Genomic DNA, 17,194 nt, shown 5'->3' with positions numbered 1-17,194 from the left:
CGAACGCTAAAGCACGCTAAAGGTAAAGCCCTGTTCAGCCGCTCATCAGTTTGGGCCTTCAGACTGGGAAGATGACCCGCTCCTTACCTGCCCTCCTGCTGCTTTCCTGCGCCCTGTTGCCGTTCGCGGCGGCCCAAGTTCAAATAGGTCAAGCCCAAGTGGCTCAGGCCAAGGTTCCCGCCGCGCCGATCAGCCAGCCCGCGCCCAAACCAATCATTAGTCCGGTTCCGAAGCCAGTACCCGCGCCTAAGCCAGCCACACCAGCACCCACCAAACCAGTGATTAAACCCGCTCTACCAGAACTGGCCCCACTGCCCGCCGCGCCCAAAGCTGCCGCGCCGCTCGTGCCGTTTTCTGCTGCCCCAACTCCTCCGGTAGCTTCGCCCATCACCAACTTACCCCTCACCAAATTGCCCACCGACCCCTTGTACCCTCAGCAGTGGAACCTCAATGCCATCAACATGGCAGCGGGCTGGGCGGTTACGGGCGGGCAGGCCATCACGGTGGCGGTGCTGGACACCGGCTACGTCAATGACCCCGAACTCTCAGGACGCCTCGTCAACGGTTACGACTTCGTCTCGGACGCTCAGCGTTCCGGCGACGGCGACGGGCGTGATTACGACGCCTCAGGGGTGGGGCAGTTCAGCTATCACGGCGAGGGGGTGGCCAACATCATCGCGGCGGCGCACGACAATCAGGGCATGGCGGGCATCAATCCGGTGGCCCGCATCCTGGCGGTGCGGGTAGCGGGCGAAGACGGTTTGATCGCTCCGCAAGATTTGATCGACGGCCTGCGCTGGGCGGCGGGGCTGCGGGTGTCAGGAGCGCCGAGCAATGCGCGTCCGGCCAAAGTCATCAACCTGAGCTTGTACGCCGACTTTATCGCCCTGAGTGGCTGCGACGCCCGCATCCAGAAAGCCGTCGATGAGGTGACGGCAAAGGGCGTGCTGATCGTCGCCGGAGCGGCCAACGATGCGGCCGACGCGGGCAGCTACAGTCCAGCGGGCTGCCGGGGCGTGCTGACGGTGGCCGCCACCAACAGAACCGGGTGGCGGGCCAGCTATTCCAACTACGGCGCGAGTGTGGCCCTCTCGGCTCCGGGCGGCGAGCCGAATGACCCCCTGGTGTTTAGCTCAGTTGCGGGCGAGCAGCGGCGCAACGGCACCAGCTTTGCTGCGCCGCAGGTCGCAGGGGTGGCCAGTTTGGTGATGGGCCTCAGTCCCAAGCTGACGCCCGCCCAAGTCATCTCGCTGCTGGAGCGCACCGCCAAGCCTTTTGCCTTTGGCTGCGACGCCAACCCCGCCAGAACCTGCGGCGCGGGCCTGCTGGACGCGGGCGCGGCTTTGCGGGCGGCTCAGTTGGAGAGCCGTCAGCGCTAAATATTTAGGCTAAGCAGTTGAGCTGGGCGCTCAGGACAACTCCGCACCGACAACACGTTAAGCTGCTGGGCATGAAGCCCAATTCCTTCAACACTTACCTGACGGTGGCCCTCTGCGCGGGGTGGGCCATTTTGCTGATCACCTTTCTGCGAAAAGCCAACTGGCCGCTGGCGGGCCTCAGCGCCGTCCTGCTGATCGCCTATGGTGTCCGGCTGTATTTACTGACCAAGCGGCGGGAGTGACTGGGAAGCGCTGTTTTGCTCCTCAACGGGCCGCAGCCAGATTTTGAGCAGTTGAGGCACGCCACCAATCGCCACCCAGACCAACGCGAAATAGCGAATGGCCCGCGCTGGGCCGTCCAGCACAGCGGGGAGCAGGCCAGCCAACGCGCCGAGCGCCAAATAAACGGCCAGCACAGTCAGTAGGCCGATCACCGCCACCCCAATGCGGCCAAACCAATTGCTGGACGGCAAGTAGCGCGGCGCAGCGAACCAGAATCCGGCCAGTATTCCCAGCCCCCGGCTGTACTCGTCCGGCAAACTGGAAGGCAGCAAGCAGGCGACGACCAGCAGTGCCAGCGGCCACCAGAGGGTGTGGGCAAACAGTCCACGGCCTGTCAAACCCGCGCCCGCCAGCCCTGCAAAGATCGCGCCGAGCAGCAAGCCCACCAGCACGTCCGAAGGATAGTGAACGTGAAGGGCAAGGCGCGAGGCGGCAATCAAAACGATCAGCAGCAGGCACACCGCCCACACCCAGGGCCGCCTAAGCTGCGCCGCGACGCCGCCCCACAGCGCCGCGCTCATCTGGGCGTGACCGCTGGGCAAGCCGGGGCCGCCCGCCGTGGCCTGAGCGGCGGCGCTCGCCACGCTGGGGTCATTGGCAAACGGGCGCGGCAAGTTCAGGCCGTATTTGAGCAGCGAGTTGGTGAGGTAGCTCAGCGCGAAGGCGACGCCCAAAGCGCGGATGCCACTGGGCCGCACCAGCCAGCCGTAAAGCGCCAGCACCGCGATAAAAATGAGGTCGTTGCCGAGGGCGGTGATCAGTAGCCAAAAGGATTCCAGATTCATTGGAATCTCATGGTAAAGGACGGGGACGGGGCCTGAGCGTTCACTTTTCCCGGCTGCGCTAAACTGCACCCATGACCCTCAGCGCCCCCAGCGTGACGACGCCCGTCAAGCACAACTCGCCTTACGCCCTTGAGCTGCGCAACATCACCAAGCGCTTTCCTTTGGTGCTGGCCAACGACAACATTTCTATGGAAGTCAAATGGGGCAGCGTTCACGCGCTGTGCGGCGAAAACGGCGCGGGCAAATCCACCCTGGTCAAGATCGTCTACGGCGCACAGCCGCCGACCTCCGGCGAGATCGTGGTGGACGGGCAGGTGGTCAACTTGAAAGACCCCAGCGACGCCATCAAACTGGGCATCGGGATGGTGTTTCAGCACTTTATGCTGGTCGAGCCGCTGACCGTCACCGAAAACGTGATTCTGGGCAGTGAACCCACCAAGGGCGGCGCGATCGACTACGCTGGAGCACGGAAAAAAGTCGCCGAACTGATCAAGCAGTTTAACTTCGGCCTCGACCCCGACGCTAAAATTGAAGACCTGCCGGTAGGGATGCAGCAAAAAGTCGAGATTCTCAAAACGCTCTACCGGGGCGCACGCATTTTGATCTTGGACGAGCCGACGGCGGTGCTGACCCCCAGTGAAACCGACGAGTTGTTCGAGTTTCTCAAGGGCCAGTACGCGGCGGCGGGCAACAGCGTGGTGTTCATTTCGCACAAGCTCCACGAGGTGCTGCACATCTCCGACGCCATTTCGGTAATCCGCGACGGCAAGATGATCGGCACCATTCCCACCAAAGGAGCCACCACCGAAACGCTGGCCAACATGATGGTGGGCCGCGAAGTGACCCTCAAAGTCGACAAGGACCCGGCCCAGCCCGGTGAGGTGGCGCTGGACGTGAGAGACGTGGTGGTGATCAACGAACACAAGAAAAAAGTGGTCGATCACGTTTCGTTCGCGGTGCGGCGCGGCGAAATCGTGGGCATCGCGGGCGTGGAGGGCAACGGGCAGAGTCAGTTGGTGGAAGCCATCACCGGCCTGATCACGCCCCAGAGCGGCAGCATCACCTACGACGGCAAAACCGCGCACGGCGTCAAAGCGGTGGGGCAAGCCGGCGTCTCGCACGTCCCCGAAGACCGCAACGAGCGCGGCTTGGTGCTGGAGATGACCACCGCCGAGAACTTCATTTTGGGTGAGCAGGATCAGGCTCCGTTCGTGGGACCGTTTGGGCTGCTCAAGCTGGACGTGATCGAGAAAAATGCCCGCGACCTGAGTGAAGCCTACGATGTGCGCCCGCGCTCGACTGCGCTGCAAGCCGGGCGCTATTCCGGCGGCAACGCCCAGAAGATCATTGTGGCCCGCGAAATGAAAAAAAATCCCAAGATTCTGGTCGCCAGTCAGCCGACGCGCGGCGTGGACATCGGGGCGATCGAGTTTATTCACGCCCAGATCGTCAAAGCGCGGGACGAGGGGCTGGCCGTGCTGCTGATCAGCGCCGACTTGGGTGAAGTGATGAACCTCGCCGACCGCATTCTGGTGATGTACGAGGGCCAGGTGGTCGGTGAGGTGCAGGCCGATCAGGCCACCGAAACGCAACTCGGCTTGATGATGACTGGCAGCACGCTGGCCAATACCACCCCAGCGGCGACCGGTCACGCGGCGGCCAACACCTCGGCAACGAAGTAAACCGGTAAGCATCCCAGCGCCTTGCCCCGAACCTTGAGCGCTTCAGTGCCGGCTCTGGTGGTCTTCCCACACCCCGCCGCAGCGGGAATCCGTTCTCCTGTCCCCACCCTCTAGAATGCCTGCATGACCGCCGAACCCCACACCCGCCCCGCGCCCGACGCTACCGAGGCGCTCACCGCCGCGCAGCAGCCCCGCGCCACTGCCGAACTGCTCGGCACGCTGTCTGTTCACCCGGATGTCCGTGTCCGCTCAGCGGTGGCCCGCCACCCCAATACGCCGCCCCACACCTTGGGCCTGCTCTCCGAGCGCTTTCCCGAAGAAGTGCTCAGCAATCCGGCCATGACTTTGTTGCGCCTGGCCCGCCCGCACCTGCTCTCCGAGTTTCCAGATGTGGGCGTGGCGGCGCTGGCCAGCTTGCCCGGCGCACCGGACTGGGTGATTGACGCGGCGCTGCGGCACGAAAGCGTCAGCGCGGTGCTGGCGGTGGCCCGCCGCAAGTCGCTGAGTGCAGGGCGGATTCGGATGCTGGCCGGAAGCGGGCTGTGGCAGGTGCGCGAGGCCGCCGCCGCCCGAGCAGATTTACCCGCAGAACTCCTGAGTCAGCTCGCCAGTGACGACGACTATGACGTCAGGAAGGCGGTGGCGCTGCGAGACGATGTGCCGGAAGGCCTCCTCGCCGGCCTCGTGCGCGACACGCACAGCATGGTCAGGGCGCACGTGGCCCGCCGTTTGGACTTGCCGCTGCCGCTGATGCTGCTGCTGGCCGACGACGACGATTCCGACGTGCTCTCGGTGCTGGCGCGGCGCATCGACTTGCCGCCCCAGGTGCGTCAAACCCTGATGGCCCACGAAACTGAAGGGGTGCGGGAAGCCAGCTTGCAGGCGTGGGCGGTGCCGCAGGCGTGGCTCTCCAGGGCCGAGCAAGACCCCAGCCCCGAAGTCCGCGCCGCGCTGGCCCGCCGGCCCAATCTGAGTCCGGACATGCTGCTGCGCCTCGCTCAGGACGAAGCCGAAACGGTGCGCCGCGCCCTTTTGGAACGCGACGATTTACCGGACGAAGCGGTGGCGCTGCTGGCCCGCGCTCCCGAACAAGACATCCGTCTGCATGTGGCGAGCGCCATGAACTTACCCGAGCAGGCCATCGACATCTTGATGACCGACGAAGACGCCGCCGTGAGGACGGTGCTGGCGGTGCGGCCCGATCTGGGCGAAGCGCGGCTGCTGCGGCTGACGAAGGACGCCAATGCCGAAGTGCGCCGCGCCACCGCGCTTAGTCCGCAGTCGAGCTTAGCGGTGCTGGCCCGGCTCTGCACCGATGCGAACGCTGGAGTGCGCCGCGCCGCCGCGCTGCACGCCCTGATGAGCGCCGACCAACTCGCTTTGCTGGCCGCCGACTTGGATGCGGGCGTGCGCCTGAACGTGGCTTCCCGCGCCAATCTGCCCGGCGAGTGGCGTGAGCGGCTCAGCCGGGACTCCAACGCGGTGGTCGCCGCCCAAGCCAGAAGCGGAAATCAGGAAGAAGTCCAGCACTTTTTGCAGCCGTAAACCACTCACCGAGCAAGCGTGAAGTGCGCCAGAGACGCTTTGTTGAGCGCGGACTTTACAACCCCTTACCTTTAATCCCCCAGTGCTTCTTCGGCTACCGCTCCGGCGGGCGCGGCGTTCTCGGTCAGGTGCGGCAAGGCCACGAAGAATACCGCTCCGGTTCCCAGCTCGCTCTCGGCCCAGACGCGCCCACCATGCCGGGTCACGATGCGCCGAACGTTGGCCAGTCCTATGCCGCTGCCCTCAAATTCGTCGGCGCGGTGCAGGCGCTGAAAGACCCCGAACAGCTTATCGGCGTAGCGCGAATCGAAGCCCACGCCGTTGTCTCGCACTTCCAGCACGGTTTCGCTGCCGGTTCGGTTGGCCCGCATAGTAATGGTGGGCGACTCGGACTTAGCACTATATTTGGCGGCGTTGCCCAGCAAATTGAGCAGCACTTGGCGCAGCAAAGACGCGTCGCCGCGCACCTGCGGCAGCTCACTAATGTCCCAAGTGGCCTCGCGGCCCGGCGAACTCAGGCGCAACTCGGCAATCACCTCGGCCACCAAGGTGCTCAGCGCCACCTCGCCCTGCCGCATTTCCTGACGGCCCATCCGCGAAAATTCGAGGAGGTCGTCGATGAGCTGGCCCATCCGTGAAGCTGCGTCGCCGATGATGCCCATGTAGCGCTGGCCGCGCACGCTGACGGTGCTGCCGGGGTCTTTTTGCAACAAGTCGGCAAACCCGACGATGTGGCGCAGCGGGGTGCGCAGGTCGTGCGAAACGCTGTAGCTAAAAGCCTCTAATTCGCTGTTGGCTTCTTCCAACTCGGCGGTGCGCTGCTTGACGCGCTGCTCAAGCGACACGTTGAGTTCGCGCAGTTCTTCTTGCGCTTCACGCACCCGCCGCGAGAGTTGGGCGCTCTCGAACGCCACGCTCAGGCGGCTGGCGAGTTCTTGGGCAAGTTCAAGGTCGCGGTCACGCACATTTTGCCGGAACCCGAAGGCCAGCAGCGGGCTGTCGCCACCGCCCAGACTTGTCAGGCCCACCCGCTTGCCGCCGAGTGGCAGCAGCAGCAAGCCCGATAAGTTGCTTTCCAGCAGCGCCTCTCCTTCAACAATCATAGGGTCGGCACTCAGTAGCGCTTGTTCCGCGCCGCGCACTACGTCCGGGTGAGAGAGCAGCCGCACTTCACGCACGTGGCCGCGCACCTGACTGATTGGTGAGGTCAGTTGGCCACCGTTTCGGCGCACCCACAGCGCCGACATTGAGGTAAAGCGCTCGTTCATCAAGCTCAGGGCCGCCCGCAAGCCAGGAACACCGCTGTCGGGCGTCTGGCCCTCGCCGCCGATCAGGTGCCCGCTGATGGCCGCCACCAAACGAGAGCTCCACTCGGCGTAGACCTGATCGTCAATATCGGTGCTGGTGCCGACCCATTCGGGCAGTTGGCCCGCCGCGCCGTGAATCGCCACGCTGCGGGTCATGAACGTCCGGTAAACACCGCCCGCGCCGAGCAAACGGTGCTCGAATTCAAACGGTTGGCGGCGTTCAAGGGCCTGCATCCAGCGGCGGCTGAATTCGTGGCGGTCGTCGGGGTGCAGGGCCGCCAAAAAACCGCTCTGGGCGCGTTCACGGCCCACATAATCGTACCAGCGGCGGTTAAAATAGGTCGGCTGACCTTCCTCGTCGGTCAGCCAGACCATCTGCGGCATGCCTTCCAGCACGCCCCGGTAGCGCTCCTCGTTGTGAACGGCTCGCCGCTCGGCTTGCAAGCGGTCATGAATGTCACTGACCGAAAAGACCCACTCGCTGACCCGCCCGACCGCGTCCAAAATCGGCGCACCCACCATCACGAAGTAGCGAAATTCGCCGAGCACGTTAAGGCTCAACTCGAGTTGCAGCGGCTTCCCGCTGCTGAGCGATTCCTGCCACGCCGCTTCGAGGGCCGGGCGGTCTTGCGGGTGCAGCACGTCGCGCAGCATGGCCTCACCGAACGTCTGCTGGTACTTGGCGTTGCGGTACTCCACCGCGCCGCCGTTGCCCGTGTCCGTGTTGCCGATCTCGCTGCTGCCACTCTCTCCGCTGTCAATCGCACCGCTGCCGATCTCACCGCCGTCCGTGACCCACAGCGGATACGGCACGGCTTCCAGCACGCCCCGGTAGCGTCGCTCCCCGGCTTTGAGGGCACGCTCGGCGTCGATGCGCCCAGTGATGTCGTGAATGACTTCGAGGTGCCCGATCACCTCGCCGCGCTCGCCTTTGACGGCGCTGCGCTGCATTTCCCCGTAAAAAAGCTGCCCACTGCGGCGGCGGTAAGCAGTGGTGACGCGCTCCAAGCTCGGGCTGCGGTCAATGCGCCCGTCGGCGTGGAGGGCAGCGATACTCTGGCCGCGCAGTTCGTGGGGCGCGTAGCCGAACTGCCGCTCCAACGCGTCGTTGGCGTACAGCACCAAGTTGTTGGTGTCGGTAAACACGGCGGTGTCCTGCATGGCCCTGAAGATCGCTTCGAACTCGGCCCGCGCCCGCTCCAGACTCGAGCGCGACAGCGCCAGCGAGCGGCTGACTTCCTCGGCCCGCAGGCGGGCACGCACCTGAGCTTGAAACGAAAGGTAAGAGAAGATGCCGACCAAGGTGCCGGCCAGCATCACCAGCCAGGGCGCGGCCACCGCCCAGTCGCGCCCAAAGTCGGCAGGCGCGGCGTGCTTGACCGTCCAGACACGCCCGCCCACTTCGATTTTCGAGGTGTCTTGAAAAACCGCGCCCGGCGATAAAGTGCCGTAGAGCGGCGCTGAGCCGTCACTGATCTGCAATTCCAAGTTGAGGTTGGGTGCGCCGCGCCGCTCCAAGTCCAAACTGCCCAGCAAATCGCTCATCCGAACCGGCACGTACACGAAGCCGTAGAGCAGCCCACCGCGCTGCACCGGCAAGTAAAAAATCACGGCAGGTTGATCTGGGCGGCCCTGATCATTAACGAGTTGCAGCGGCGCGGTGACGCTGGGTTGATTGCTCAGCCGGGCTTGGTCGATGGCGGCGCGGCGCACACTTTCGCTGTACATGTCAAAGCCTAACACGGCGCTTCTGATGGTGCTGGAAGGCGCAGAAAACGTCACCGGGATCTTCACGCCGCCTGTGCCGGGGCTCAGCGGATGAACATTGAAATCTGGAACGCTGCGGCGCTGATCTTGGGTGTAGGTGCTCAGCAGCGCGGGCGGCACCCAGCGGCCAAACCCCATGCTCTGTGCGCCGGGAAGGCGCTGAGGTAAATCAAGGTCTTCGACGTAGCGCCCGAAGGTGGCACGGTCGATGTCCGCGCCAGTACTCCACAGCGCCCGCGTGGACACCATCACGTTGACGTAGCTGTCGAGCCGCCGCATCAAGCTGGCATCGAAGGTGGCCACCTCGCGCTGAAAGCGGGCCCGCTGCTGATCGCCCACGAAGTAGGCCACCAGCGCCGCCAAAAACGCAGAGAGGAGCAGCACCGTCAGCAGCAGCGCCAACGGGGTGATCCGCAGCGACCAGCGCTGTTTGGGAGAGCGGGGCTCAGTGGAAGTGCTCAAGGCGGTGAATCCTCCACGCGGGCCTGAGGCTGGTTTTCAGAGAGCGCGTCTAAAAAGACTTCGATAGCAGGCTGGCAGTTTGTCCAAGCCATGAAAGCCAGCCGTGCTTGCTGCGCCAGCATTCCCAGTCCGTTTTCGGTGCTCAGGCCGGCTGCTCTGGCTTTACGCAACAAGCGGGTTTCAGCGGGCTTGTAGACCATGTCGTAAATCAGGGCCGAAGGCGGCAAACTGCTGAACTCAAAGTCGGGCAGCGGCGTCTCCTGCGGGTTGCCGAGGCCCGCACTCGAAGCGTTGACGATCAGGTTGACCTCGGCCCAGGGCACGTTTTGGCGCTCGCGTGCCTCGCCGCCCAAATCGCCGCACAGCGACTGGGCTTTGCTGAGCGTGCGGTTGATGACGTAGACTCGGCGGCCCTGTGAGCGCAGCGCGTAGACGGCGGCCCGCGCCGCGCCGCCCGCACCCAACACCACCGCGCTGCCTGCGGCCGTATCCGAGTTGCCCGCCTGCGCGGCTGCCAGCGCCGCCAAAAATCCCGGCGCGTCGGTGTTGTCGCCGTGAAGCTGGCCGCCCCGGTTGATGATGGTGTTGACGGCTCCGATGGAGCGGGCCGCCGCGCTCAGCGAATCCAAGAAAGGCAAAACCGCTTCTTTGTGGGGCAAAGTCAGGTTTGCACCCAGCACGTCAACTTGGCGCAAGCTGGCAACAGCCGCGCCCAGCTCAGCGGGCCGGACGTGCCGCGCCGCGTAGTGGGCCACCAGGCCGCACGCCGCGAAGGCCGCGTTGTGCATGGCCGGCGACAAGGTGTGCGACACCGGATCAGCGAACAGGTAGGCCCGCTGCGGCGCTTTGCTTTGTGTTTTACGTTCGCCTGCGTCGTTCATTAGGGGTCAGTTTACTGGCTCAGTGGGCTTTGCGGCGCTGGCTTAAGCCAATTGGCGCTTTCGCTGGGGTTTACCTTCTTGTCAGAATTGGGGGATGAACGGCTGACCTGAACACTCTGAGCCTCTTGCTGGAGCGCTCTTCGCGGCTGCTCCCCCAGCAGCTTACCGCCCGCTGATTTGCCTCCAAGACTCTAAAGACACAATGTAGACCAGCGCACGGCTAGCGCAGAGCAGAGCCCTGAAAATAGAGACATCAGAAACGGTTTCCTGTTCCCTCCTCCCCGCCGTGTGTGAGGGGGAATTTTGCCTTGTGGAGACTTCTCTATTTCTGAAACACAGCTTTGCCCACCTCAGCTCTCACAGGAGTTCCCTTGAACGAACAAACGCTGATTACTGCCCAAATTCGCCTTAACTCACCGGAAGAAGCGCTCAACTTGCTCGGTACGGGCGACGTCAATTTGCGCCGGATGCGTGAGCGCACACCCGCACGCCTGACTGCGCGGGGCGACACCGTCACCATCAGCGGTCAGGACGCGGCGCAGGTCGCCTCGGCAGAGCGAATGGTCAAAGACGCGCTGGAACTGGTCAGAGGCGGCCACGAAGTCACGCCCGAAGCGGTCGACCGGATTGCCAATCTCAACGGCGAGGGCCGCAGCCTCGCTGCCGAAACCAGCAGCGCTCCCGTTTTGCCCAGAGGCATCAAACCCAAGACGCCGGGCCAAAAGATTTACCTCGAAAAAGTCGAAAGCAGCGATATTACCTTTGGAATTGGTCCTGCCGGAACTGGCAAGACGTATTTGGCGGTGGCAATGGCCGTCAATGCGCTGAAATCCAAGAAAGTCAAGCGAATCATCTTGACACGCCCCGCCGTCGAAGCAGGCGAGAAACTGGGCTTCTTGCCGGGTGATTTACAGGCTAAAATTGATCCTTATTTGCGCCCACTTTATGACGCGCTCTACGATATGCTCGACCAAGAGAAGTTCGAAGCGTATTTGACCAGCGGCGTGATTGAAGTGGCTCCACTGGCCTTCATGCGGGGCCGTACGCTCAATGACGCCTTTGTGATTTTAGACGAAGCCCAAAACACCACCGGCGAGCAGATGAAGATGTTTCTGACCCGCATGGGCTTCAGCAGCAAAGTGGTGGTCACCGGCGACGTGACCCAGATCGATTTGCCCAGACACGTCACCAGCGGCCTGGCCATTTCCAAGCGCATCCTCAGCCAGATCGAGGGCATCGCCTGGCACGAGTTCACAGACGTGGACGTGGTGCGCCACCCCTTGGTGGGCAAAATTATTCGGGCCTACGAGCAAGCCGAAAACGCCGAGCAAGACAAGCGGGCGGCCAGGCGCGGCGACTTGCAGAGCATTCCCGAAAACGACAAGGGCAGCAGCGAAGGTTAACCGCCTCACTCGCCCTCTGCCCCCGCTCCAGCTTCATTGCTGAGGCGGGGGATTTTTTGGCTCAGCACGCCATTTTCTGATCAGCGCCGTCAGCTTGCTTGACCTTTTCTCAACACTCTGGGGAAGCAGCGGGGCAATTGGGCCGCGCAGTTTGTTTGCTGGTCCAAACAGGCGGCACAATGCCCGAATGTCTGTTTATCCCTTGCCGGTGGTGCGCTCGCTGGCCGTTGGAACACCACCGCACACCGTTACTCAAGCTGAGAGCCGCGAGGCCGTCAAACAACTTTTCCCGCGCATGAGCCAGCGCCAGACCATGCTGGCTGTTTTCGACAACGCCCAGATCGATACGCGGGCCATTTCGCGCCCGCCGGAGTGGTATTTGCAGCCGCACGGCTTTGCCGAGAAAAATGCCGTGTATGTGGAAGTCACGCTCGAACTCGGTCAGCGGCTGTGCCAAAAAGCGCTTGACCAAGCCGGCCTTACGGCGCAGGATGTGGACGCCTTCGTGTTCGTGACCAGTACCGGGATCAGCACGCCGAGCTTGGAGAGCGCCCTGATGGAGCGCATGGGCATCAACCGCCACGCCGCGAGGCTGCCGCTGTGGGGTCTGGGCTGTGCGGGCGGCGCGGCTGGACTGGCCCGCGCCGCCGACTTGGTCAGGGCCGGATACAAAAACGTGTTGTATCTGGCCGTGGAGCTGTGCAGTTTGACTTTGGTGCAAAACGACGAGTCCAAGAGCAACTTCGTGGGCACCGCTCTGTTTGCAGACGGCGGCGCGGCGCTGGTGCTGGGGCCGGATTTGGGCGACTTCGGCGAGGTGGGCGGCGGGCTGCTGCGGCTCCACGGGGCCTTCAGCACCTTGATTGAAGACAGCGCCGACATCATGGGCTGGGACGTGGCTGACGAAGGACTCAAGGTCAGATTTTCGCGCGATATTCCGGCGCTGGTGACGCAGATGATGCGCGGCAACGTGGAAGAAGCGCTGACCCATTTCGGTTGGACGAAGGACGAAGTCGGCACTTATGTGGTGCATCCCGGCGGCGTCAAGGTGCTGAGCGCTTACGAAACGGTGCTGGAATTGCCCGGAGGAGCGCTCGACACCTCGCGCAAAGTGCTGCGCGAACACGGCAACATGAGCAGCGCCACCGTGCTGTTCGTGCTGGATGAAGCGCTCAGGGGTCAGCCGCAGGGCAAGGGGCTGCTCAGCGCCATGGGGCCAGGCTTTGCAGCGGAGCACGTGCTGGTGGAATTTCCTAAAGACAGCGCATGAAAGCCGCCAAGCTGACGCCGTATCTGGTCACCGCCCTGATTGCCCAGCGCCTCCTCGAAGTGCGCCGCGCCCGCCAGAACGAAGCGTGGGCACGCGAGGGCGGCGCAACCGAATACGGCCGTGAGCATTACCCGCTCTTTTTCGTGCTGCATCCGGCGTGGCTGCTGGGATTCTGGGTCGAGGGCCGCGCCAACAAAGGTGAGGTGCGCTGGGGCTGGCTGCTCACAGCACTCGCGCTTCAGCCGCTGCGCTACTGGATCATGCACACGCTGGGCAAGCAGTGGAACACCCGCATTTTGATTGTGCCAAATGCGGAGCGCGTCACCGGCGGGCCGTTTCGGTACTTGAAGCACCCCAATTACATGGTGGTGGTCGCCGAACTCCTGAGCGTCCCGTTGAGCGTGGGGGCGACCCGTACCGCTTTTTGGGCCAGCTTGCTGAACGCTGCTTTACTGCTGCTGATCCGTATTCCCGCCGAGAACCGGGCGCTGAAAGACTACGAACGTCAGACCTCATGAAACCACGTCTAAACGTCCCTTTAAGACCGTGACCGGGCTCAGGCGTTAGGCTAAGCAGCACAAGGAGAATCAAAGTATGACCGACAAACACGGCATCAATCCCGGCCCTCCCGAAGAACAGAACCTGCCCCCCGCTCCAGAAAGCGCTCAGAAAAAGGGCTTAGATGCCCACGACGTTGCGGAAATCGGCAGCATGATCACCTCTGATCCGCCCAGCAGCAACATGGGCGGCGACGCCGAAGAAGAAAAGTAAGGCCTGAGCAGTGAGCCGAAGCGTCCGGGGCGACTCGGGCGCTTTTTGCTGGTCTTTGGCTTGCGGTTTATTCAGGGCTGCGGTTTGGTCAGGCCTACGGTTTAGTCAGGTCAGCGCTCAGGGAACTTTGGGCCGCCGCGCCGCATACTAAGAGCGTGACGCCCGCCCTTTTTCTCGCCGCTTTGCCGTGGACGGCGCTGGGATTACAAGCTTGGTGGCTGTGCTTGGCGCAGAGCGTGGCCGTGGGCCTCATCATCAGGAGTTCTGCGAAATCGGCGGCGACGCTGGCCCTGAGTTTGCTGCCGCTGGCTTTACTGGCAGCGCTCCTGCAGTTGCCCGACCTGCGCAGCGCCGCGCTGACATTCGTCATCACTGGCCCGCTGTCGCTGGTCTTGGCGGCGGGCATTCACAGCCTGCGCGGCGGGCAACGCTGGGCGCTGCTGCTTCCGGCGGGGGTGTTGCTGCTCGCGCCGACCCCGCTGGGGTTGCTGGGCCTGCTGATCGGCGCAGTCGGACTGGGTGGCCGCGAACAGCTCGGGGAAGCGCAGGCGCTCAGGCCGCCGACTGCTCCACGCTTCAACCGGCCCTTGGGAATTGCAGGTGCGGCGCTGCTGGCCGTACTGCTGGCGGTGGCCACCTTGCCCCGCCCCGCGCCGCTGCACCTTAACCGCACGCCGATTGATGTAGTGCAGCGCATCACCCGGCCCGCCGCCCCGCCGACTGCGTTACCCGGCACTCCAGTCAGCAGGGTGCCTAAGCCGCCCACGCCCGCTCGAATCCGCGAAGCCGCCACTGTCGCCACCTTGCTCAACGCCGCCAACTTGCCGCTGATGGGGATGCTGCTGCTGTGCTTAACGATTTTGCGGCGCGGCTGGAAAATAGGTTGGGGGCGCATTCACCCGCTGTTCTGGGTGGTGCCGCTGGTGCTGCTTGCCGCCGCCGGTCTGTTTATCTTGGGCTTGCTGCTGCAACCGGAAGCCATCTACCGGGTGGTGGGCACCGTGATTGAACCGCAGGCGGCGCAGCAAGTTCAGGCGGCTGGTAGCGCCCACCAGAGGCCGCCCTTCCAGCCCCTTTTCATTCCGACTTGGCTGATTTGGACGGTGGCCGCGCTGAGCTTCGTGCTGCTGGCGGGCGCGGCCTGGTTGGTCCTGAGGCTCAAGGAAGCTCCCGAAGATGAACCCACCGAGGCGGCACTCACCCCACCCAGTCCCCACGCTTATGGCGAGCCGCTGGGACGGGTTCGCGCCGCTTACGCCGCCACTTTGCGCTTCATGGCCGCTCAGGGCCTGGGCCGCTTGGAAAGCGAAACCCCCGACGAACTGCTGCGCCGCGCCGCTGCCCGCTGGCCCGAAACCGCGCTGCCGCTCGCCCAGCTTACCGAAGCTTACCGTCCGGTGCGCTACGGCGGCGAGGTCGGCGACCAGCAAGCCGAGGCCGCCGAGCAGAGCGCCGCCGAAGTCCAGCGCCTCCTGCATCCTTTAGACCAAGCCCCCACCCCTTCACCCCAGAGGCCCGCATGACTCAAATCACACCCCCCCTTCCCCTTCAAGACTTGCAGCGCTGGGCCGAGCGCTTAGAAACCAACGTGGCCCGCGTGCTGGTCGGTAAGCAGCGCGTCACCCGCCTTGTTCTGGCGGCGGCGCTGGCAGGCGGTCACGTCCTCCTGGAAGACGCGCCCGGCACCGGCAAAACCATGCTGGCCCGCGCCGTCGCCGCCTCGCTGGGCCTGAAATTCAAGCGGGTGCAGTTCACGCCCGATTTGCTGCCCAGCGACGTGACCGGCGTGAGCATTTACAAGGGCGGCGAATTCGTGTTCGTGCCGGGGCCGATTTTTGCGGGCGTGCTGCTGGCCGACGAGATCAACCGCGCCACCCCCAAAACCCAGTCGGCGCTGCTGGAGGCCATGGGCGAGAGCCAAGTCACCGAGTCCGGCGTGACCCACACGCTTGAGCAGCCCTTTTTCGTGATGGCCACCCAGAACCCCGTCGAACACGAGGGCACTTACCGATTGCCCGAAGCGCAACTCGACCGCTTTTTGCTGCGCCTCTCGGTGGGCTACCCCACGCTGGACGAGGAGGTGGCTCTCCTCGACCGCTTGCAGAGCACTCACCCGATCAACACGCTGGAGGCTGTCGCTACGCCAGAGGAACTTCTCAGCGCCCGTCAAGCGTCCCGTGAGGTGTACGTGGACGCGGCGCTGCGGCGCTACATTGCCCAGCTCACGGCGGCCACCCGCGCCCACCCGCAGGTGCTGCTCGGCGGCGGGCCGCGTGCCAGCCTCGCCCTGCAAGGCGTGGCTCAGGCGCTGGCGGCACTGAGTGGACGCGCCTACGTGCTGCCCGACGATGTCAAGGAAGTCGCTCCCGCCGTGCTGGCCCACCGCCTGACTTTAGGCACTGAAGCCCGCTTGCTGGGACTGCGCGACGTGCAGGTGGTGGAAGAAGTGATGCGCAGCGTGCCCGTTCCGGCAGAGACAATTCCGAAGGAAACAGCGGGAAGTGAGGGGGCAGCGGGCCGAGCATGATTCTGGATGTCTGGGTACTGGCTTGGGCGGCTTTGCTGCTGCTGCTCTTTGGTCTGATCTGGGCCGCCTACCGCCGAGCACCGCAGCTCGAACTCAGCCGCGAGGTGCCGCCCGCCGGATTCGTGGGCCGCGATGTGGGTTGCCGCATTCACATCAAGCTCTCTTCCCGCCTGCCGCTGCGCTACGTCATTGAGGACGCGCCGCCGCTGACCATCATTGCGGATCGGCAGTGGCGCTGGGCAGGCTGGCTGTGGCAAAGCGGAGAAGCCGAACTCAGCGGCTCGCTGCACCTCAATGCCAGAGGGGAGTACCATTGGCCCGCCACCACGCTGCGCTGGGCCGATCCGTTCGGGCTGTTCTGGCGCAGCACCCGGCTCCGTTTTGGCACGCGCATGGAAGTCTACCCCGGCATTCACGGCTTGGCGCTGCCGGACTTGCTGCGCCCGCTGCTCTCGGAAGGCGCACTTTCCCGCACGCTGGGGCTGGACGATCCGCTGAGCCTGCGCGGGGCGCGGCCTTACTCGCCCGGCGACCCGCCCAGCCGGATTCACTGGCGACTCTCGGCCCGCACCGGCGAGCTGACCGTGCGCGAACTGGAACGCACCGCCAGCAGCCGCCTCTTGGTGTTCGTGGATACCCGTGGCGACGACGTTTTTTTGGAAAGCGCGGTGCGGCTCTCGGCCAGCTTGATCAGCGAGGCGCTCAAATCCGAGTTGCCGATCTCGCTCAGCACGCCGCAGGGCGCGACCCCTCCAGGCCGCACGCCGCTGGCCCTGCAAGCCGCCCTCTCTAAGCTGGCCACCTTGCAAGCTCAGCCCGCCGAGACCGCCTTGCCCGATTTGAGCGAGCAAGCGGCGGGCAGCAACGTGATCGTGCTGACCCAACACGCGCCCAGCGACGTACTGACGGCGGCGCTGCGGGCCAGAACCCGCGCCAAACGGGTGGTCATCGTGGTGATGCCCGAGGGCTTTTACCTCGAACCCGGCGAGTCGCCGCGCCGCCAGTGGGTCGGACTTTCCAGCACGGTGCGCGACTTGGAGCGCCGAGCCGGTGTACTGGCCGACGCCGGGGTGCTGGTGTATGTGCTGCGCGGCAATCAAAGCGTGCTGCGGCTGGCCTGAGAGGATGAAATG

The 17,194-nt window shown here is 64.3% G+C and carries 14 protein-coding genes; 11 read left to right on the top strand and 3 right to left on the bottom strand.

Annotated features, from left to right (window positions below; genetic code table 11):
* Positions 1 to 71: 71 nt before the first annotated feature.
* Together FNU79_RS10915 and FNU79_RS19135 are read left to right on the top strand one after the other, a co-directional pair.
* A complete protein-coding gene (locus FNU79_RS10915) occupies positions 72 to 1,379 on the top strand; it encodes a S8 family serine peptidase (protein WP_143720885.1) in 1,308 nt (435 codons plus the stop codon).
* Between the two features lie 71 nt (positions 1,380 to 1,450).
* A complete protein-coding gene (locus FNU79_RS19135; RefSeq protein WP_164473395.1) occupies positions 1,451 to 1,621 on the top strand; it encodes a hypothetical protein in 171 nt (56 codons plus the stop codon).
* On the opposite strand, the gene FNU79_RS10910 is transcribed toward FNU79_RS19135, so the two are convergent.
* Positions 1,598 to 2,446 carry a phosphatase PAP2 family protein gene (locus tag FNU79_RS10910; protein WP_143720884.1) on the bottom strand — a complete coding sequence of 283 codons (849 nt, stop codon included), beginning with the start codon at positions 2,444 to 2,446 and terminating at the stop codon, positions 1,598 to 1,600. The genes FNU79_RS19135 and FNU79_RS10910 overlap by 24 nt on opposite strands.
* Before the next feature lie 71 nt (positions 2,447 to 2,517).
* Here FNU79_RS10910 and FNU79_RS10905 point away from each other — a divergent pair, with 71 nt between their 5' ends.
* Complete coding sequence (locus FNU79_RS10905; protein ID WP_143720883.1) at positions 2,518 to 4,128, top strand: ABC transporter ATP-binding protein; 1,611 nt, start codon at positions 2,518 to 2,520, stop codon at positions 4,126 to 4,128.
* Positions 4,129 to 4,251: 123 nt separating this feature from the next.
* Entirely contained in the window at positions 4,252 to 5,673 is a 1,422-nt protein-coding gene (locus FNU79_RS10900) for a hypothetical protein (protein ID WP_143720882.1), read from the top strand.
* Between the two features lie 71 nt (positions 5,674 to 5,744).
* On the opposite strand, the gene FNU79_RS10895 is transcribed toward FNU79_RS10900, so the two are convergent.
* Positions 5,745 to 9,209 (bottom strand): CHASE domain-containing protein, encoded by a 3,465-nt coding sequence (locus tag FNU79_RS10895; RefSeq protein ID WP_143720881.1) that lies wholly within the window; start codon positions 9,207 to 9,209, stop codon positions 5,745 to 5,747.
* Complete coding sequence (gene aroE, locus FNU79_RS10890; protein WP_143720880.1) at positions 9,206 to 10,090, bottom strand: shikimate dehydrogenase; 885 nt, start codon at positions 10,088 to 10,090, stop codon at positions 9,206 to 9,208. Before aroE ends, FNU79_RS10895 begins: the two co-directional genes overlap by 4 nt.
* 371 nt (positions 10,091 to 10,461) lie before the next feature.
* On the opposite strand from aroE, the gene FNU79_RS10885 reads away from it, so the two are divergent.
* The 7 genes from FNU79_RS10885 (at position 10,462) to FNU79_RS10860 (ending at position 17,182) form a co-directional block, all read left to right on the top strand.
* Positions 10,462 to 11,493: a PhoH family protein gene (locus FNU79_RS10885; RefSeq protein WP_225430020.1), complete on the top strand. Its 1,032-nt coding sequence runs from the start codon at positions 10,462 to 10,464 to the stop codon at positions 11,491 to 11,493.
* A gap of 187 nt (positions 11,494 to 11,680) precedes the next feature.
* Complete coding sequence (locus tag FNU79_RS10880) at positions 11,681 to 12,763, top strand: type III polyketide synthase (RefSeq protein ID WP_143720878.1); 1,083 nt, start codon at positions 11,681 to 11,683, stop codon at positions 12,761 to 12,763.
* Complete coding sequence (locus tag FNU79_RS10875) at positions 12,760 to 13,281, top strand: isoprenylcysteine carboxyl methyltransferase family protein (RefSeq protein WP_143720877.1); 522 nt, start codon at positions 12,760 to 12,762, stop codon at positions 13,279 to 13,281. The genes FNU79_RS10880 and FNU79_RS10875 overlap by 4 nt, the downstream gene beginning before the upstream one ends.
* A gap of 76 nt (positions 13,282 to 13,357) precedes the next feature.
* Positions 13,358 to 13,534 carry a hypothetical protein gene (locus tag FNU79_RS19130; protein WP_185974685.1) on the top strand — a complete coding sequence of 59 codons (177 nt, stop codon included), beginning with the start codon at positions 13,358 to 13,360 and terminating at the stop codon, positions 13,532 to 13,534.
* A 155-nt stretch (positions 13,535 to 13,689) separates the two neighbouring features.
* Positions 13,690 to 15,057: a DUF4129 domain-containing protein gene (locus FNU79_RS10870; protein ID WP_143720876.1), complete on the top strand. Its 1,368-nt coding sequence runs from the start codon at positions 13,690 to 13,692 to the stop codon at positions 15,055 to 15,057.
* Positions 15,054 to 16,061, top strand: a complete 1,008-nt coding sequence (locus FNU79_RS10865) for an AAA family ATPase (RefSeq protein ID WP_143720875.1) — start codon at positions 15,054 to 15,056, stop codon at positions 16,059 to 16,061. The genes FNU79_RS10870 and FNU79_RS10865 overlap by 4 nt, the downstream gene beginning before the upstream one ends.
* The gene (locus FNU79_RS10860) at positions 16,058 to 17,182 is read left to right on the top strand and encodes a DUF58 domain-containing protein (protein ID WP_143720874.1); all 1,125 of its coding nucleotides are present in this window, start codon (positions 16,058 to 16,060) and stop codon (positions 17,180 to 17,182) included. The genes FNU79_RS10865 and FNU79_RS10860 overlap by 4 nt, the downstream gene beginning before the upstream one ends.
* Positions 17,183 to 17,194 lie beyond the last annotated feature (12 nt).

Source organism: Deinococcus detaillensis (genome assembly GCF_007280555.1).
In the GTDB taxonomy this organism is placed as follows: domain Bacteria; phylum Deinococcota; class Deinococci; order Deinococcales; family Deinococcaceae; genus Deinococcus; species Deinococcus detaillensis.
Note: the sequence above shows the minus strand (reverse complement) of the source record. Positions and strands in the feature narration are given on the sequence as shown.